This is a genomic window from Streptomyces sp. NBC_00086, from assembly GCF_026343255.1.
Taxonomy (GTDB): domain Bacteria; phylum Actinomycetota; class Actinomycetes; order Streptomycetales; family Streptomycetaceae; genus Streptomyces.
In genome coordinates, this window is sequence record NZ_JAPELZ010000001.1 from 6,708,932 (window position 1) to 6,727,470 (window position 18,539).

13 protein-coding genes are annotated in these 18,539 nt (G+C 68.6%); 9 read left to right on the top strand and 4 right to left on the bottom strand.

The window, feature by feature from the left end:
* Positions 1-87 precede the first annotated feature (87 nt).
* Positions 88-855 (bottom strand): IclR family transcriptional regulator, encoded by a 768-nt coding sequence (locus OG276_RS30435; RefSeq protein WP_266910118.1) that lies wholly within the window; start codon positions 853-855, stop codon positions 88-90.
* 263 nt (positions 856-1,118) lie between these two features.
* Between OG276_RS30435 and metH the strand changes: the two genes are divergently transcribed.
* The 4 genes from metH (at position 1,119) to OG276_RS30455 (ending at position 9,330) form a co-directional block, all read left to right on the top strand.
* The gene (metH, locus tag OG276_RS30440) at positions 1,119-4,628 is read left to right on the top strand and encodes a methionine synthase (RefSeq protein WP_266910120.1); all 3,510 of its coding nucleotides are present in this window, start codon (positions 1,119-1,121) and stop codon (positions 4,626-4,628) included.
* A gap of 209 nt (positions 4,629-4,837) precedes the next feature.
* On the top strand, positions 4,838-5,539 hold the full coding sequence (locus tag OG276_RS30445) for an HAD family phosphatase (RefSeq protein WP_266910122.1): 702 nt from the start codon (positions 4,838-4,840) through the stop codon (positions 5,537-5,539).
* Between the two features lie 480 nt (positions 5,540-6,019).
* Positions 6,020-7,624 (top strand): ABC transporter substrate-binding protein, encoded by a 1,605-nt coding sequence (locus tag OG276_RS30450; protein ID WP_266910124.1) that lies wholly within the window; start codon positions 6,020-6,022, stop codon positions 7,622-7,624.
* Positions 7,625-7,749: 125 nt separating this feature from the next.
* Positions 7,750-9,330 carry an ABC transporter substrate-binding protein gene (locus tag OG276_RS30455; RefSeq protein WP_266910126.1) on the top strand — a complete coding sequence of 527 codons (1,581 nt, stop codon included), beginning with the start codon at positions 7,750-7,752 and terminating at the stop codon, positions 9,328-9,330.
* Between the two features lie 103 nt (positions 9,331-9,433).
* On the opposite strand, the gene OG276_RS30460 is transcribed toward OG276_RS30455, so the two are convergent.
* Together OG276_RS30460 and OG276_RS30465 are read right to left on the bottom strand one after the other, a co-directional pair.
* Positions 9,434-10,108, bottom strand: coding sequence for a response regulator transcription factor (locus OG276_RS30460; RefSeq protein ID WP_266910128.1), 675 nt, complete (start codon positions 10,106-10,108; stop codon positions 9,434-9,436).
* A 93-nt stretch (positions 10,109-10,201) separates the two neighbouring features.
* Positions 10,202-10,984: a PD-(D/E)XK nuclease family protein gene (locus OG276_RS30465; RefSeq protein ID WP_266913250.1), complete on the bottom strand. Its 783-nt coding sequence runs from the start codon at positions 10,982-10,984 to the stop codon at positions 10,202-10,204.
* A gap of 377 nt (positions 10,985-11,361) precedes the next feature.
* Here OG276_RS30465 and OG276_RS30470 point away from each other — a divergent pair, with 377 nt between their 5' ends.
* The 3 genes from OG276_RS30470 to OG276_RS30480 all read left to right on the top strand — a co-directional run bounded on the left by OG276_RS30470 (position 11,362) and on the right by OG276_RS30480 (position 14,353).
* Positions 11,362-12,495 (top strand): site-2 protease family protein, encoded by a 1,134-nt coding sequence (locus tag OG276_RS30470; RefSeq protein WP_266913252.1) that lies wholly within the window; start codon positions 11,362-11,364, stop codon positions 12,493-12,495.
* A gap of 18 nt (positions 12,496-12,513) precedes the next feature.
* Complete coding sequence (locus OG276_RS30475) at positions 12,514-13,479, top strand: tRNA (adenine-N1)-methyltransferase (RefSeq protein WP_266910130.1); 966 nt, start codon at positions 12,514-12,516, stop codon at positions 13,477-13,479.
* A 247-nt stretch (positions 13,480-13,726) separates the two neighbouring features.
* A complete protein-coding gene (locus tag OG276_RS30480) occupies positions 13,727-14,353 on the top strand; it encodes a hypothetical protein (protein ID WP_266910132.1) in 627 nt (208 codons plus the stop codon).
* A 4-nt stretch (positions 14,354-14,357) separates the two neighbouring features.
* Here OG276_RS30480 and OG276_RS30485 read toward each other — a convergent pair whose 3' ends face one another.
* Positions 14,358-14,678 (bottom strand): ferredoxin, encoded by a 321-nt coding sequence (locus OG276_RS30485; protein WP_266910134.1) that lies wholly within the window; start codon positions 14,676-14,678, stop codon positions 14,358-14,360.
* 265 nt (positions 14,679-14,943) lie between these two features.
* On the opposite strand from OG276_RS30485, the gene arc reads away from it, so the two are divergent.
* Positions 14,944-16,710 carry a proteasome ATPase gene (gene arc / locus OG276_RS30490; RefSeq protein WP_266910136.1) on the top strand — a complete coding sequence of 589 codons (1,767 nt, stop codon included), beginning with the start codon at positions 14,944-14,946 and terminating at the stop codon, positions 16,708-16,710.
* 251 nt (positions 16,711-16,961) lie between these two features.
* On the top strand, positions 16,962-18,473 hold the full coding sequence (gene dop, locus OG276_RS30495) for a depupylase/deamidase Dop (protein WP_266910138.1): 1,512 nt from the start codon (positions 16,962-16,964) through the stop codon (positions 18,471-18,473).
* Positions 18,474-18,539 lie beyond the last annotated feature (66 nt).

Here is an 18,539-nt window from a genome sequence, read left to right on the forward strand (position 1 = left end):
GTGATCATCAAACGCCAAAAACCACCCAAATGCCACTTTTGTGTGGCCGTTGGGTGGTTCGGGCGGAGCGATGCGGTCAGGCCAAGGTCAGAACCGGCCCGCCCCGAGATCGCGCGAAACCGACCGCGCGCAGTCCCGTACGGACGCCACCAGGGACGGCCGGGGCTCCCCGGACTCCCCGCACACCCGCTCCACCGCGCCCGCGAGGGCCACCGCGCCGACCGGCATCCTGCGGCGGTCGTGGATGGGGGCCGCCACCGAGGCGATCCCGTCCCAGGTCTCCTCGATGTCGCTGGCCCAGCCCCGGGCCCGGATGAGACCCAGGACCTCCTCGAAGCCGTCGCCGTCGGTGACCGTGCGGGGGGTGAACGCCTCCCGCTCCACTTCCATGACCTGCGTGTGCGCCACCGGGTCGTACGCGGACAGCACCTTGCCCAGGGCCGTGGAGTGCAGTGGCTGCATGGCCCCGACCTCCAGCACCTGACGGCTGTCGTCGGGCCGGAACACGTGGTGCATGATCAGCACCCCGCTCTTGTGCAGCACCCCCACGTACACGCTCTCCCCGCTCGCGCGGGCCAGATCGTCCGTCCACACCAGGGCGCGCGCCCGCAGCTCGTGGACGTCCAGATAGCTGTTGCCCAGGCGCAGCAGCTCCGCGCCCAGCTGGTAGCGGCCCGACGCCGGGTCCTGCTCCACGAAACCCTCGGCCTGCAGCGTGCGCAGGATCCCGTGCGCCGTTCCCTTGGCCAGGCCCAGGGAAGAGGCCACGTCCGAGAGCCCCAGCCGGCGCTCGCCGCCCGCCAGGAGCCGCAGCATCGCAGCGGCTCGTTCGAGCGACTGGATGTTCCGTGCCATCGCGCAGCCTCCTGCTGACGTAGTTCGACAATGCTGAACACTATCGGTCGATGCCGACTTTGTGCATGATGAGGGCAGAGTCCACCGATACGAGTGGCCCAGGACACCCCGGCCGGAAGTCGCCATCCCCCGGGCACAGAATGCAGTCCGCCACGTGGGACGGCCTCACCGGGGCCGGGTCTCCCCCGTTACCCTGGCCGCGTGCACCCTTGACACAGAGGGGGTGCAAAGCCGACAGCCGTCGCATCCCAGGGAGCTCACCCATGGCCTCGTTGCCTAACCCGCCCGCAGACACCCAGACCCGGGCCGATGCCCTCCGCCAGGCACTGGCGACCCGCGTGGTCGTCGCCGACGGAGCCATGGGAACCATGCTGCAGGCCCAGGACCCCACCCTGGACGACTTCGAACAGCTCGAAGGCTGCAACGAGGTCCTCAACGTCACCCGCCCCGACATCGTGGCCAACGTGCACCGCGAGTACTTCGAGGCCGGCGTCGACTGCGTCGAGACCAACACCTTCGGCACCAACTACGCCGCCCTCGCCGAGTACGACATCGCGGACCGCAACCACGAGCTGTCGCTCGCCGGCGCCCGGATCGCCCGCGAGATCGCCGACGAGTTCACCGCCTCCACCGGGCAGCAGCGCTGGGTCCTCGGCTCGATGGGCCCCGGCACCAAGCTCCCCACCCTGGGCCACATCGACTACGGAACCATCCGCGACGCCTACCAGATCAACGCCGAAGGCCTGATCACCGGCGGCGCCGACGCGCTCCTCGTCGAGACCACCCAGGACCTCCTCCAGACCAAGTCCTCCATCGTCGGCGCCCGCCGCGCCATGGAGGCCCTCGGCGTGTCCGTCCCGCTGATCTGCTCCGTGACCGTGGAAACCACCGGCACGATGCTGCTCGGCTCGGAGATCGGCGCCGCGCTGACCGCGCTGGAGCCCCTGGGCATCGACATGATCGGCCTGAACTGCGCCACCGGCCCCGCCGAGATGAGCGAGCACCTGCGCTACCTCGCGCGCAACTCCCGCATCCCGCTCTCCTGCATGCCCAACGCGGGCCTGCCGGTCCTCGGCAAGAACGGCGCCCACTACCCGCTGTCCGCGAGCGAGCTCGCCGATGCCCAGGAAACCTTCGTCCGCGAGTACGGCCTCTCCCTCGTCGGCGGCTGCTGCGGCACCACCCCCGAGCACCTGCGCCAGGTCGTCGAGCGCGTCCGCGGGTTGAACCCGGCCGTCCGGGAGCCCCGCCCCGAACCCGGCGCGTCCTCCCTCTACCAGACGGTCCCCTTCCGCCAGGACATCTCGTACATGGCGATCGGCGAGCGCACCAACGCCAACGGTTCGAAGAAGTTCCGCGAGGCCATGCTCGAAGCCCGCTGGGACGACTGCGTCGAGATGGTCCGCGACCAGATCCGCGAGGGCGCGCACATGCTCGACCTGTGCGTGGACTACGTCGGCCGCGACGGCGTCGCCGACATGAAGGAACTCGCCGGACGCTTCGCGACCGCCTCCACCCTGCCGATCGTCCTGGACTCCACCGAGGTCCCCGTCCTGCGGGCCGGCCTGGAGAAGCTCGGCGGGCGCGCCGTCATCAACTCCGTGAACTACGAGGACGGCGACGGCCCCGAGTCCCGCTTCGCGAAGGTCACCCGCCTCGCCCAGGAGCACGGCGCAGCCCTCATCGCCCTGACCATCGACGAGGAGGGCCAGGCCCGCACCGTCGAGCACAAGGTCGCCATCGCCGAGCGCCTCATCGACGATCTCACCGGGAACTGGGGGATCCTCGAGTCGGACATCCTCATCGACACCCTGACCTTCACCATCTGCACCGGCCAGGAAGAGTCCCGCAAGGACGGCATCGCCACGATCGAATCGATCCGCGAACTCAAGCGCCGCCACCCCGACGTCCAGACCACGCTCGGCCTCTCCAACATCTCCTTCGGCCTCAACCCGGCCGCCCGCGTCCTCCTGAACTCCGTCTTCCTCGACGAGTGCGTCAAGGCCGGCCTCGACTCCGCGATCGTCCACGCCTCCAAGATCCTGCCGATCGCACGGTTCACCGGGGAGCAGGTCACCACCGCCCTCGACCTGATCTACGACCGGCGCGCCGAGGGCTACGACCCGCTGCAGAAGCTGATGGCCCTCTTCGAGGGCGTCAACACCAAGTCGATGAAGGCCGGCCGCGCCGAGGAACTCCTCGCCCTGCCGCTGGACGAGCGCCTCCAGCGCCGCATCATCGACGGCGAGAAGAACGGCCTGGACGCCGACCTCGACGAGGCCCTCCAGACCCGCCCCGCCCTCGACATCGTCAACGACACCCTCCTGGAGGGCATGAAGGTCGTCGGCGAACTCTTCGGCTCCGGCCAGATGCAGCTCCCCTTCGTGCTCCAGTCCGCCGAGGTCATGAAGACCGCGGTGGCCCACCTGGAACCCCACATGGAGAAGAGCGACGACGAGGGCAAGGGCACCATCGTCCTGGCCACCGTCCGCGGCGACGTCCACGACATCGGCAAGAACCTCGTCGACATCATCCTGACCAACAACGGCTACAACGTCGTCAACATCGGCATCAAGCAGCCGGTCTCCGCGATCCTCGAAGCCGCGCAGGAACACAGGGCCGACGTCATCGGCATGTCCGGCCTGCTGGTCAAGTCCACCGTGATCATGAAGGAGAACCTGGAGGAGCTCAACCAGCGCAAGCTGGCAGCCGACTACCCGGTCATCCTCGGCGGCGCCGCCCTCACCCGCGCCTACGTCGAACAGGACCTCCACGAGATCTACGAGGGCGAAGTCCGCTACGCCCGTGACGCCTTCGAGGGCCTGCGCCTCATGGACGCCCTCATCGCCGTCAAGCGCGGAGTCCCCGGAGCCTCCCTCCCCGAACTCAAGCAGCGCCGCGTCGCCAAGCGCGACACTCCCGTCCTCGCCGAGGAGACCGACGAGCCCGGCGGCCGCTCCGACACCTCCACCGACAACCCCGTGCCCACCCCGCCGTTCTGGGGCACCCGCGTCGTCAAGGGCATCCCGCTCAAGGACTACGCCTCCTGGCTCGACGAAGGCGCCCTCTTCAAGGGCCAGTGGGGCCTCAAGCAGGCCCGCGCCGGCGGGGCCACCTACGAGGAACTCGTCGAGAGCGAGGGCCGCCCGCGCCTGCGCGGCCTTCTCGACAAGCTGCACACCGAGAACCTCCTCGAAGCCGCCGTCGTCTACGGCTACTTCCCCTGCGTCTCCAAGGGCGAGGACCTGATCATCCTCGACGACGCCGGCAACGAGCGGACCCGCTTCACCTTCCCGCGCCAGCGCCGCGGCCGCCGCCTGTGCCTCGCCGACTTCTTCCGCCCCGAGGAATCCGGCGAAACCGACGTCGTCGGCCTCCAGGTCGTCACCGTCGGCTCCAGGATCGGCGAAGCCACCGCCAAGCTCTTCGAGTCCGACTCCTACCGCGACTACCTGGAGCTCCACGGCCTCTCCGTCCAGCTCGCCGAGGCCATGGCCGAGTACTGGCACGCCCGGGTCCGCGCCGAGCTCGGCTTCGGCGGCGAGGACCCCGCCAAGGTCGAAGACATGTTCGACCTGAAGTACCGCGGCGCCCGCTTCTCCCTCGGCTACGGCGCCTGCCCCGACCTGGAGGACCGCGCCAAGATCGCCGACCTCCTCCAGCCCGAGCGCATCGGCGTCCACCTCTCCGAGGAATTCCAGCTCCACCCCGAGCAGTCCACCGACGCCATCGTCATCCACCACCCCGAAGCGAAGTACTTCAACGCACGCTGAGACCCGCCTCAACGCACGCTGAGGCCCACCTCAACGCACGCGGAGAAGCACCCCCCACGCACACAGACGAATAATCCACCGCACATCGAGACGGACCGGCGTACACTAGTCGGTCCCATACAGGCCGGTCACCTGTCCCCCCGGGCACGCCCCCGGAGGCGAGGTGACCGGCCTTCTCGTCCCCAACGGACCCCCGGAAAGGTGCGCGCATGACGAGCACAGTCCCCGCCCCCGTCGCCCGTACGGCCGACGGACACGCCCTGCAGGCGGTGCTGCTCGACATGGACGGCACCCTCGTCGACACCGAGGGCTTCTGGTGGGAGATCGAAGTCGGCGTCTTCGCCGAACTCGGCCACCGCCTCGACGAATCCTGGCGGGACGTCGTCGTCGGCGGCCCCATGACCCGCAGCGCCGGCTTCCTCATCGAATCCACCGGCGCCGACATCGGCCTCGCCGAACTCACCGTCCTGCTCAACGAGCGCTTCGAAGCCCGCATCGCCGACCGCGTACCCCTCATGCCCGGCGCCGAACGCCTGCTGAGCGAACTGGCCCGGCACAACGTCCCCACCGCCCTGGTCTCCGCCTCCCACCGGCGCGTCATCGACCAGGTCCTCCTCACCCTCGGCCGCGACCGCTTCACCATGACCGTCGCCGGCGACGAAGTCCCGCGCACCAAACCCCACCCCGACCCCTACCTCCTCGCCGCCGGCGCCCTCGGCGCCCACCCCTCCCGCTGCGCCGTCATCGAGGACACCGCCACCGGCGTCGCCGCCGCCGAAGCCGCCGGATGCCGCGTCGTCGCCATCCCCTCCGTCGGCCGGATCGCACCCGCCCCGGGCCGCACCATCGTCCGCTCCCTCGAAGACGTCGACCTGCCCTTCCTGCGCTCCCTCATCACTCCGCTGAACTGACCGCGCACGCTCCGTACCGGGAGATCCGACCCCAGGACCAACGTCCCACGGGCGGATCTCCCGCGCACTTCCCCGGAGGCCGAAATTCCATCCCTACCGGGGGAGTTGTCCCGGGTGACCTTTGTCACCCGCAAAGACCCCTTCGCACCACTGCGCGCCCTCCCAACCCACCCCTTGTGTCCCCATTGATCAGCACCTGACCGAATCTGCGCACCGCCCCGCGCACACCCCGGGTCAACTCCCGCAACGGAGCGACAACACCCCCGATCCACACGGTTCAAGCCACCCCTCCGCAGGCCACTAATGTCGATCCGGGCACTGCGCCGCACCTCAGCCGTCCCGGACACACACCCCTGTTCCGGAACCGCGTGGACCGATCGTCACACCACCGGCCCGATCGTTCCGCCCAGAACGGGCGACCGTCGCAATGCCCTCCACACCAGCTTTGAACAAGTGCCGGGTCGAGGGAGTACTTCCAGCATGAACCGCAAGACCATGGCGCTGACGGCAGCCGCCGGACTGCTCACCCCCGCACTGACCGCCTGCGGCAGCACCAGCGGAGCAGGAGCCGGATCCGGAGCGATCGTCGTCGGCACCACCGACCGGTTCGAGGCGGCCGAATACGCCCCCGCCCCGCTCGACCCCGCCTACGCCTACGACGCCGGCAGCTGGAACATCCTCCGCCAGACCGTCCAGACCCTGATGCACACCCCGCGCGGCGGCGGCAAGCCCGTCCCCGAAGCAGCCACCGACTGCCGCTTCACCGACACCGGCAACGAGAGCTACCGCTGCGTCCTGCGCCCCGGCCTCACCTTCGCCGACGGAAACCCGCTCACCGCCCAGGACGTCAAGTTCTCCATCGAGCGCGTCCTCGCCATCAAGGACGAGAACGGCCCCTCCTCGCTGCTCTCCACCATCGACACCGTCGAAACCAAGGGCACCGACACCGTCGTCTTCCACCTGAAGACCGCCGACGCCACCTTCCCGTACAAACTCTCCACCCCCGCCGCCGGCATCATCAGCTCCAAGAAGTACGACGCCAAGAAGCTCCGCGCGGGCTTCGCCGTCGACGGCTCCGGCCCCTACACCATGAAGGCCGAAGTCAAGGGCAACCGCCTCGTCCACGCCGTCTTCAGCAAGAACCCGAACTACAAGGGCGATCTGAAGCTCCAGAACGACAAGGCCGAACTGCGCACCTTCGACGACTCCGCCGCCATGGGCCAAGCCCTGGAACGCGGCACCGTCCACGTGGTCTCCCGCACCCTGTCGCCGGCCCAGATCACCGAGCTCTCCACCAAGCCCCCCAAGGGCATCAAGCTCGTCCCCCTGCCCGGCCTGGAGATCCGCTACCTCGGCTTCAACACCGACGCCCCCGGAATCAAGGACAAGGCCGTACGCCAAGCCCTCGCCGCCGCCGTCGACCGCAGGGGCCTCATCGACAAGGTCTACGGCAGGTCCGCGCAGCCCCTGTACTCCCTGGTCCCCACCACCGTGACCGGCCACGGCACCCCGTTCTTCGACAAGTACGGCGAGGCCAACACCGCCAAGGCCGCCGACCTGCTGAAGGCCGCCGGGATCAAGACCCCGGTCAAGCTGACCCTCAACTACACCAACGACCACTACGGCGACGCCACCGCGGCCGAGTTCGAAGCCCTCAAGACCCAGCTGAACTCCACCCAGCTCTTCGACATCACCGTCCAGGGCGCCGACTGGGCCGACTTCAGGCCCGCCCAGAAGAAGGGCGACTACGCCGCCTACGGCCTCGGCTGGTTCCCCGACTACCCCGACGCCGACAACTTCCTCGCCCCGTTCCTGGAGCAGGACAACTTCCTGGGCACGCCGTACGCCAACACCAAGGTGCGCACCAAGCTCATCCCCGAATCGCGCCGCGCCATCGACCGCGGCGTCGCCGGTCCGGCGATCACGGAGATGCAGGACATCGTCGCCGAGGACGTCCCCGTCCTGCCCCTGTGGCAGGGCAAGCAGTACGTCGCCGCACGCGACGGCATCACCGGAGTGGAGTGGTCGGTCAACGCCATCTCCGACCTCCAGCTGTGGGAACTCGGCCGCGGCGTCAGCGGCTGACACCCCGGCACCGGGCCCCGGCCCCACGCCGGCCCAGCCCCACCCCCGGCCCGTGACCCCACCACGGGCCGCAACACCAGCCAGACAGAACCAGACGAGCCAGTGAGACTGAGAAGGACGTTCGCGTGAAGACACGGAACCAGTGGTTGGCCGCCCCGCTCGGAGCGGTCACCGCCGCCGCGCTGCTCAGCGGCTGCGGTGCGACGGACGGCTCCACCGCCGGCAGCGCCAAGGGCGTCGTCATGGGCATATCCGACAAGGTGAAGGCCACCGACCCGGCCTCGGGCTACGACCCGGGCTCCTGGCTGCTCTTCAACAACGTCTTCCAGTCCCTGCTCAACTTCCCCAAGGGCGGCACCACCCCCGAACCCGACGCCGCAGAGGCCTGCGGGTTCGAGGGCAGCGGGAGCACGACCTACGTGTGCACCCTGCGCGGCGGCCTGAAGTTCAGCAACGGCAACGCCCTCACCTCCAAGGACGTCAAGCACTCCTTCGAGCGCACGCTCAAGATCAACGACGAGAACGGCCCCGCCGTCATGCTCGCGTCGATCGGCACCATCGACACCCCCGACGACAAGACGGTGGTCTTCCACCTCAAGGCCCCCGACGCGACCTTCCCCAGCAAGATCGCATCCGGTGCGGGCTCCATCGTCGACCACACCGAGTACCCCGCGGACAAACTCCGCACCGACGGCAAGGCCTTCGGCTCCGGCGTCTACAAGCTGGACTCGATCAACGACAAGAGCGCCTCCTTCTCCGTCAGCGACACCTACAGCGGCAAGGCCAAGCCGAAGAACAGCGGCGTCACCATGAAGTTCTTCAACGAGGACCAGGCCGCCCTCAAGAAGGTCCTCGAAAGCGGAGACGTCGACTTCGCCTTCCGCGGCCTCGCCGCCAAGGACATCGCCGGCCTCGCCTCCCAGGCCGGAGACCAGAAGGTCGAGGTCATCCAGGGCGCCGGCGCCGAAGTCGAACACCTCGTCTTCAACACCAACGACCCCGTCGCCGGAAAGCTCCCCGTCCGCAAGGCCATCGCCTACCTCGTGGACCGCGAAGCCCTCGTCAAAGAGGTCTACGACGGCACCGCCACCCCGCTCTACTCCATCGTCCCGGCCGGCATCGCCTCCCACACCACCCCCTTCTTCGACCGCTACGGCGGCACCCCCCAGCCCGAGAAGGCCAAGGCCACCCTCCGCGCCGCCGGCATCAAGGACAAGGTGAAGATCACCCTGTACTCGACGCCCTCCCGCTACGGCCCCTCGACCGACGAGGAATTCCACCTCATCGCCAAGCAGCTCAACGACAGCGGCCTCTTCGAAGCCGACGTCAAGTCCGTCGAGTTCGAGCAGTACGAGAAGGACATCCAGGCCGGCAAGTACGGCGTCTACGTCAAGGGCTGGGTCCCCGACTACCCCGACGCCGACAACTTCACGCAGCCCTTCTTCGGCCCCGACAACGTCCTGCACAACAACTACGACAACAAGGAGATCACCGGGACGATCATCCCGGCGACCTCCGCGAAGTCCGACCGCAGCACCGCCGGCAACGACTACGCCCGCCTCCAGGACATCGTCGCCGAGGAGATTCCGATCCTCCCGCTCTGGCAGGGCAAGCAGTACGCCGTCACCCGCCCCAACGTGACCGGCCTGCAGTGGTCCCTCGACGCCTCCACCGTCTTCCGCTTCTGGGAGATCAGCAAGGGCTGAGCCCCCAGGGGCAACCACAACGGCAACGGGCCCGCCTCCGCACCCAGCGGAAGCGGGCCCGTACCCGTACCTGCGACCTCGACGACAGCGGCCCCGGGGCCGCCTACTGACCGGCCCCCGGACGCACCAGACCGCTCTCGTACGCGTACACCGCGGCCTGCACCCGGTCCCGCAGACCCAGCTTCGTCAGCACATGACCCACATGCGTCTTCACCGTCGTCTCGCTCACGAACAGATCCGCCGCGATCTCCGCGTTCGACAACCCACGGGCCACCAGCTTCAGCACCTCGACCTCACGCTCCGTCAACGAGGCGATCATGTCCGGAACGCTGTCCTCACCCGACGGCAGATGCCCCGCGTACTTGTCCAGCAACCGCCGCGTGATGCTCGGCGCCAGCATCGCCTCGCCACCCGCCACCACCCGGATCGCCTGCACCAGCTCCGCCGCCGGCGCATCCTTCAGCAAGAACCCACTGGCCCCCGCCCGCAGCGCCTCCACCACGTACTCGTCCAGATCGAACGTCGTCAGCACCAGCACCTTCGCCGGACCGTCCCGCCCCGGACCCGTGATCTGCCGCGTCGCCTCCACCCCGTCCATCCGCGGCATCCGGATGTCCATCAGCACCACGTCGGGCTGCAGCGCCCGCACCTGGTCCAACGCCTGCAGACCGTCCCCGGCCTCACCGACCACCGCCACATCCTCTTCGGCCTCCAGGATCATCCGGAAACCGGTACGCAGCAGCGGCTGATCGTCGACCAGCAGTACGCGGATCGCCACGGGGTCTACCTCGTATTCATCGGGTGCATCGGGTGCATCGAGTTCATCGGGACAGCAACGGGAAACCCCGCCCATTCTGCCCTGACCCCAAGATCAGGACTCGCCCCGCCCGGCGGACGGCAGCGCCAGCGGATACACCGGGGGAGTACCACCGAACTCCGGACACACCGCCTGATGATCACACCAGCCGCACAGCTTCGACTGCCGCGGCCGCCAGTCACCCGTCTCCGTCGCCTCACGGATCGCCTCCCACAGCGCCAGCAGCTTGCGCTCCATCCGCTCCAGATCCTCGATCACCGGGTCGTACGTGATCACGTCCCCACTGCCCAGATACACCAGCTGCAGCCGCCGCGGCACCACCCGCTTCAGCCGCCACACCACCAGCGCGTAGAACTTCATCTGGAACAGCGCACCCTCCGCATACTCCGGCCGCGGCGCCTTCCCCGTCTTGTAATCGACGATCCGCACCTCACCCGTCGGCGCCACGTCCACCCGGTCGATGATCCCGCGCAGCCGAAGCCCCGACTCCAGCTCCGTCTCCACGAAGAACTCCCGCTCCACCGGCTCCAGCCGCGTCGGGTCCTCCAACGTGAACCACCGGTCCACCAACGACTCGGCCTCACCCAGCCAGCGCGTCAGCCCCGCCCCGTCGTCACCCGCCGGGAACAGCTCCGTCAGCTCCGGCTTCGACTCCAGCAGCCGGTCCCACTGCCCCGGGATCAACGCCTTCGCCCGCGGCGCCGTCCGCTCCTCGGCAGGGTGATCGAAGAGCCGCTCCAGCACCGCGTGCACCAGCGTCCCCCGCGTCGCCGCCGCACTCGGCTTCTCCGGCAACTTGTCGATCACCCGGAACCGGTACAGCAACGGACACCGCATGAAGTCGCTCGCCCGCGAAGGCGACAGCGAAGAAGGAGCCACGGCCACCGCTTGCGCGGGCACACCACCGGGCACGGGACTGGGTACGGGACCGGTCACTGCATCGTCCGGATCGCCACCGGGGCTCGTCGTCATAGACAAAACCCTACGACCCGCCACCGACAGCACGCGCATACCATCGACGCCGACCCCCCTCGCACTGCATGATCGGAGCATCACACCGCGCAACGGCGCACCCCGACACCACGGGAAAAAGACACCAGAACCACCGGCGCACCACCGCACCGGACAGCAGCGAACGAAGGACAACCGTGGCAGACACCGACGAAACCGGCGAGCGCGCGGGCCGGCGCTCAGGACCGGGCGGCGGACTCCTCATGGGCCGCCCCTTCGGCGTGCCCGTCTACGTCTCGCCCAGCTGGTTCCTCGTCGCCGCCCTCATCACCTGGGTCTTCGGCGACCAGCTCGACCGGATCCTGCCCGACCTCGGCACCCTGCGCTACCTCGTGGCCCTCTTCTTCGCCGTCGCCTTCTACGCCTCGGTCCTCGTCCACGAACTCGCCCACACCATCGCCGCCCTCCGCTTCAAACTCCCCGTACGCCGCATCCAGCTCCAGTTCTTCGGCGGCGTCTCCGAGATCGAGAAGGAATCCGAAACCCCCGGCCGCGAATTCGTCCTCGCATTCGTCGGCCCCCTCCTCTCCCTCCTCCTCGCCGGCGCCTTCTACCTCGGCATGAAAACCGTCGAACCCGCCAGCGTCCCCGGCGTCCTCCTCGCCGGCCTCATGATCTCCAACCTCCTCGTCGCCGCCTTCAACCTCCTCCCCGGCCTCCCCCTCGACGGCGGCCGCATGCTCCGCGCCGTCATCTGGGGCATCACCGGCAAACCCATGACCGGCACCATCGCCGCCGCCTGGGCCGGCCGCGCCCTCGCCGTCGCCGTCCTCCTCGGCCTGCCCCTCCTGAACTACACCGGGACCATCGGCAACCCCACCGACGACATCGGCGGCATGGACACCGTCATGGACGCCCTCCTCGCCGCGATCCTCGCCGGCATCATCTGGACCGGCGCCGGCAACAGCCTCCGCGTCGCCCGCCTGCGCGAACACCTCCCGGAACTCCACGCACGCAAACTCACCCGCCGCGCCATCCCCGTCGAGAACGCCACCCCCCTCTCCGAAGCCCTCCGCCGCGCCAACGAAGCAGGCGCCCGCGCCCTCGTCATCGTCGACGGACTCGGAGACCCCACCGGCATCGTCCGCGAGAGCGCCATCGCCTCCGTCCCCGAACACCGCCGCCCCTGGGTCGCCGCCGGCACCCTCGCCCAAGACCTCACCGACGGCATGAAGGTTTCCGCGGACCTCACCGGCGAAGAACTCCTCGACCACCTCCGCACCACCCCCGCCACCGAATACCTCGTCCTGCAGACCGACGGCGCGATCTACGGAGTCCTCTCCACCCTCGACGTCGAAAAGGCCTTCGTGAAGGCCATGGCGCGGCCCCAGTCCTGAAGCCAATACACTGGTCACATGTCCGAACCGACCGGTGCCGCCCGCCGACGCGGGCCCTTCGAGGTCGGGGACCAGGTACAGCTCACCGACCCCAAGGGCCGCCACTACACGTTCACGCTCGAAGCCGGGAAGAATTTCCACACCCACAAGGGTTCCTTCCCGCACGACGAGCTGATCGGCTCCCCCGAGGGAAGCGTTGTCCGTACCACGGGCAACGTCGCCTACCTCGCGCTGCGTCCCCTGCTCCCCGACTATGTCCTGTCCATGCCCCGCGGTGCCGCCGTGGTCTACCCCAAGGACGCGGGCCAGATCCTGGCCTTCGCCGACATCTTCCCCGGCGCCCGCGTCGTCGAAGCAGGTGTCGGCTCGGGCTCCCTGAGCAGCTTCCTGCTGCGCGCCATCGGCGACCAGGGCATGCTCCACAGCTACGAGCGCCGCCCGGACTTCGCCGAGATCGCCACGGCCAACGTCGAGCGCTACTTCGGCGGCCCGCACCCCGCGTGGCAGCTGACCGTGGGCGACCTCCAGGACAACCTGTCCGACACGGACGTCGACCGCGTGATCCTCGACATGCTCGCCCCCTGGGAGTGCCTGGAGGCCGTCTCCAAGGCGCTGGTCCCCGGCGGCATCCTCTGCTGCTACGTGGCCACCACCACCCAGCTCTCCCGGACCGTCGAATCCATCCGCGAGTTCGGCTGCTACGCCGAACCGCAGCCCTGGGAATCGATGATCCGCAACTGGCACGTCGAGGGCCTGGCCGTCCGCCCGGACCACCGCATGATCGGCCACACCGGCTTCCTCGTCACCGCCCGCCGCCTCGCCGACGGCGTCGAGCCGCCCATGCGCCGCCGCCGCCCCTCCAAGGGCGCCTACGGCGAGGACTACGACGGCCCCGGCAGCCAGTCCGCGGCCAAGACCGCGGAGACCACCGCCACCGCCACGGCCGCCGCCGACACCACCGCCGACACCGGCGACGGCGCCTGAGCAGCTGAGGCCCCGAGCGCCTGAGGACCGCCCCGCCACCCGGCGGGGCGACCCGCACCACCAACACGAAGACGCTGTGCCGCAGTTCCCCGGAACAACCGGGAACTGCGGCACAGCGTCTTTTCGTTGCCCTACGGGACGGACCCGCGCCGGCACCCCGGCCGGCCCGGACCCACCCGTTCCACCCCGGTGTGAGGTGTGGCACGATGCTGGCTCCCCGTCACCCTTCGCACAGGAGACACCCCGCGTGCCGCACAGCCCCGCCGAGCCGGCGCCGAGCACCCCCACCCCGGCGCACCACCGGGCCCGGCCCGTCCACTGGCTCGCCACGGCCTCGGCTCTGGCCGCCGTCATAGCCGGCGCCGGACTCCTGCAGCCCGCCCCGGCCACCGGAGCCTCCGCGCAGCCGGTACGCCCCGCGACCCCCGCAAGCCCGCAGAGCCCCGTGAGCGGCCCCGAGGCGGCCGCCCCCGACGCGCACGCGGTCGCGTACCCACTGGACTGCAAGGGCGCCCCACAAGCCGTCACGGCCACCGCCGAAGGCGACCTCGACGGCGACGGCCGCCCCGAAACCGTGGCCGCCGTCCGCTGCGACGCCGGCTCGGGCACCCCGCCGCACGCCATCTACGTCCTCGCGCAGGACACCGCGAAAGCCGCGAAGCCCCGCGTCGTCGCCACACTCCTCGAAGCCGGCCGCAAGCAGACCGCGACCGACCTCACCATCCGCGACGGGCTCGTCACCGCGACCCTCCTCGGGTACTCATCGCCCGAAGTGCCCCGCTACAGCCCCGACACCGAGCAGCTCGCCAAGTGGCGCTGGACCGGCGGAAAATTCCGCCAGGAGCTTACGGATTCGACGCCCACAGGAGTTTGAACCGTCACTCCGCGTCGGGACCGAAGACTTCCACCCTGTCCGAAACCCGCCTTACGTGGATGCAATCCCCGGGACATTCCTTCGCGGAATCCACCACGTCCTGAAGCAGCACCAGCGGAACCGGAGTGGTCGCCCCCGCCTCCACGAGCAACTCGTCCGCAGGGCTCTTCACGTACGCCAGACCATCGATGTCCAGCTCGAACACCTCCGGTGCGTACTGCACACAGATGCCGTCGCCAGTGCAGAGGTCCTGGTCGATCCAGACCTCGAGCGGCTCTCCGGCCACGCCGGACCCCCCCGCGGACACCTCCTGCTGCACGGTCATATCTCCTGCCGTTCCCTGCCTCGAGTGATCCATCCCGGTCAGATACTCGCGGCAAGTCGCACGAGCTCTGACGGGTGTTGAACAGTTCGACCTTACAACCGGCTGCTTCCCGAGTTTGATGGGTGGGTATTTCCTTGACGGGAGGGAGTACGCAAGGGTGAAGATCGGACACACCCCTACCGTCTTTGTGATCTAGGGGTTTCAATCACCACCAGCCCAGGTAGGGTCAGAAAGCGTCCAGCTCCCCTTGGAGGAGGTGAGGACCGTGGCAGCCCACGACGACGACATCAACCGCGGCATCCGGCCCGGGCGAGGGTCTGAGGACCCCGCCGGCCAGGTTGCCTATCTCGAGCAGGAAATCGCCGTCCTGCGACGTAAGCTCGCCGACTCTCCGCGACACACGAGGATTCTCGAAGAGCGGATCGTCGAGCTCCAGACAAACCTGGCAGGCGTCTCCGCACAGAACGAGCGGCTGGCGAACACCCTGCGCGAGGCCCGCGACCAGATCGTGGCCCTCAAAGAAGAAGTCGACCGGCTCGCACAGCCGCCGGCCGGCTTCGGAGTCTTCCTGCAGTCGAACGAAGACGGAACCGTCGACATCTTCACCGGCGGCCGAAAGCTCCGAGTGAACGTGAGCCCCAGCGTCGAACCGGAAGACCTCCGGCGCGGCCAGGAGGTCATGCTCAACGAAGCCCTCAACGTGGTCGAAGCCATGCAGTACGAGCGGGCCGGGGACATCGTCACCCTCAAGGAAATCCTCGAGGACGGCGAGCGCGCCCTGGTGGTCGGGCACACCGACGAGGAAAGGGTGGTGAGGCTCGCCGAGCCGCTCCTGGACGTCACCATCCGCCCCGGCGACTCCCTGCTGCTCGAACCCCGCTCCGGCTACGTCTACGAGATCGTCCCCAAGAGCGAGGTCGAAGACCTCGTCCTCGAAGAGGTCCCGGACATCGACTACGACAAGATCGGCGGCCTGGGCGACCAGATCGAACTGATCCGCGACGCCGTCGAGCTCCCCTACCTCTACCCCGACCTCTTCAAGGAACACGAACTGCGGCCCCCCAAGGGCATCCTGCTCTACGGCCCCCCCGGCTGTGGCAAGACGCTCATCGCCAAGGCCGTGGCCAACTCCCTTGCCAAGAAGGTCGCCGAGGTCACCGGACAGCCCACCGGGAAGTCCTACTTCCTCAACATCAAGGGCCCCGAACTCCTCAACAAGTACGTCGGCGAGACCGAGCGGCACATCCGCCTCGTCTTCCAGCGTGCGAGGGAGAAGGCGAGCGAGGGCACCCCCGTCATCGTCTTCTTCGACGAGATGGAATCCCTCTTCCGCACCCGCGGATCCGGAGTCAGCTCGGACGTGGAGAACACCATCGTCCCCCAGCTGCTCGCCGAGATCGACGGCGTGGAAGGCCTGGAGAACGTCATCGTCATCGGCGCCTCCAACCGCGAGGACATGATCGACCCGGCCATCCTGCGCCCCGGCCGGCTCGACGTGAAGATCAAGATCGAGCGCCCCGGCGCCGAGGCCGCGAAGGACATCTTCGCCAAGTACCTCAAGGCCACCCTGCCCCTGCACACCGACGACCTCGGCGAGCACCAGGGCTCCACCGCCGAAACCGTCCACAGCATGATCCAGACCGTGGTCGAGCAGATGTACGCGGAAACCGAGGAAAACCGCTTCCTCGAGGTCACGTACGCCAACGGCGACAAGGAAGTCCTCTACTTCAAGGACTTCAACTCGGGCGCGATGATCCAGAACATCGTGGACCGTGCGAAGAAGATGGCCATCAAGGCCTTCCTCGAGCACAACCAGAAGGGCCTTCGCGTCGCCCATCTCCTCCAGGCTTGCGTGGACGAGTTCAAGGAGAACGAAGACCTGCCCAACACCACCAACCCCGACGACTGGGCCCGAATCTCCGGAAAGAAGGGCGAGCGGATCGTATTCATCCGAACCCTCGTCACCGGAAAGCAAGGCGCGGACACCGGACGCTCCATCGACACGGTGGCCAACACCGGTCAGTACCTCTGACAAAGCCGGCCGGCTGCGGGTGCCCGGCAAGGGCACCCGCAGCCGACTGCTTTACCAAACGCTCTTTTCAGCCGGTGACAGGGCAAAGTCAATGACTGAAATGATCTCCCCACCAGCGCGGAGTGGTTCTAGGCTCTTCCATACCGCAGGTCGCGCAGTGCGGGGACGGGCACCGCACACGACGCACCGGAGCACCAGCGGTACTTGAGCGCCGCTCCCGAACGGGAGCGCCGCCGGGCAAGGAGGGCCGCATGACCGTACGGCGAGTAATGGGGATCGAGACGGAGTACGGGATCTCCGTCCCGGGGCACCCGAACGCCAATGCCATGCTCACCTCGTCCCAGATCGTCAACGCCTACGCGGCGGCGATGCACCGGGCGCGACGCGCCCGCTGGGACTTCGAGGAAGAGAACCCGCTGCGGGACGCCCGCGGCTTCGACCTCGCCCGCGAGGCCGCCGACCACAGCCAGCTCACCGACGAGGACATCGGCCTCGCCAATGTCATCCTCACCAACGGCGCACGCCTCTACGTGGACCACGCACACCCCGAATACAGCTCCCCGGAGATCACCAACCCGCTCGACGCCGTCCTCTGGGACAAGGCCGGCGAGCGGATCATGGCCGAGGCCGCCGTCAGGGCCGCCCAGCTCCCCGGGGCCCAGCCCATCCACCTCTACAAGAACAACACCGACAACAAGGGCGCCTCCTACGGCACGCACGAGAACTACCTGATGAAGCGGGAAACCCCCTTCTCGGACATCGTGCGCCACCTCACCCCCTTCTTCGTCTCCCGCCTCGTCTTCACCGGAGCCGGCCGCGTCGGCATCGGCCAGGACGGCCGCGAACACGGCTTCCAGATCAGCCAGCGCGCCGACTACTTCGAAGTCGAGGTCGGCCTGGAGACCACCCTCAAGCGCCCCATCATCAACACGAGGGACGAGCCGCACTCGGACGCGGAGAAGTACCGCCGCCTCCACGTGATCATCGGCGACGCCAACCTCTCCGAGATCTCCACCTACCTCAAGCTCGGCACCACCGCACTGGTCCTGTCCATGATCGAAGACGGCTACATCAACGTCGACCTCGCCGTGGACCAGCCCGTACGCACCCTCCACCAGGTCTCCCACGACCCCGACCTGCAGCACCTCATCACGCTGCGCAGCGGCCGGACGCTGACCGCCGTACAGCTCCAGATGGAGTACTACGAGCTGGCCAGGAAGTACGTGGAGGAGCGTTTCGGCTCCGACGCGGACGAGCAGACCAAGGATGTGCTGGCCCGCTGGGAGGACGTACTGGGCCGGCTGGAAACCGACCCGATGAGCCTGTCGGGAGAGCTCGACTGGATCGCCAAGCGGGAGATCCTGGAGGGCTACCGGCGCCGGGACGGCCTCGAATGGGACGCGGCCCGTCTCCACCTGGTGGACCTCCAGTACGCGGACGTACGGCCCGAGAAGGGGCTGTACAACCGCCTGGTGGCCCGCGGCAAGATGAAGCGGCTGCTGGACGAGACGGCGGTGGAGCGGGCGCAGAGCAAGCCGCCGGAGGACACCCGGGCGTACTTCCGGGGGCGGTGCCTGGAGCAGTACGCGGACGACGTGGCGGCGGCCTCGTGGGACTCGGTGATCTTCGATCTGCCGGGCCACGACTCCCTCCAGCGGGTCCCGACCCTGGAACCCCTGCGGGGTACGCGGGCCCACGTGAAGGAGCTCCTGGACCGCTGCCGCACGGCGGAGGACCTGGTCCGAGTGCTCTCGGGGCGGTAAGCCCTTTCCCGGTCCCCGGGCGGGGGCTGAAAGGCCCCCCGCCCGGGAATCATGAAGACATCCGGA

Coding starts and splice junctions, on each gene's coding strand:
- OG276_RS30435 (WP_266910118.1), bottom strand. CDS start 855: ATGGCACGGAACATCCAGTCGCTCGAACGAGCCGCTGCGATGCTGCGG.
- metH (WP_266910120.1), top strand. CDS start 1,119: ATGGCCTCGTTGCCTAACCCGCCCGCAGACACCCAGACCCGGGCCGAT.
- OG276_RS30445 (WP_266910122.1), top strand. CDS start 4,838: ATGACGAGCACAGTCCCCGCCCCCGTCGCCCGTACGGCCGACGGACAC.
- OG276_RS30450 (WP_266910124.1), top strand. CDS start 6,020: ATGAACCGCAAGACCATGGCGCTGACGGCAGCCGCCGGACTGCTCACC.
- OG276_RS30465 (WP_266913250.1), bottom strand. CDS start 10,984: ATGCGGTGTCCGTTGCTGTACCGGTTCCGGGTGATCGACAAGTTGCCG.
- OG276_RS30470 (WP_266913252.1), top strand. CDS start 11,362: ATGGGCCGCCCCTTCGGCGTGCCCGTCTACGTCTCGCCCAGCTGGTTC.
- OG276_RS30475 (WP_266910130.1), top strand. CDS start 12,514: ATGTCCGAACCGACCGGTGCCGCCCGCCGACGCGGGCCCTTCGAGGTC.
- OG276_RS30485 (WP_266910134.1), bottom strand. CDS start 14,678: ATGACCGTGCAGCAGGAGGTGTCCGCGGGGGGGTCCGGCGTGGCCGGA.
- dop (WP_266910138.1), top strand. CDS start 16,962: ATGACCGTACGGCGAGTAATGGGGATCGAGACGGAGTACGGGATCTCC.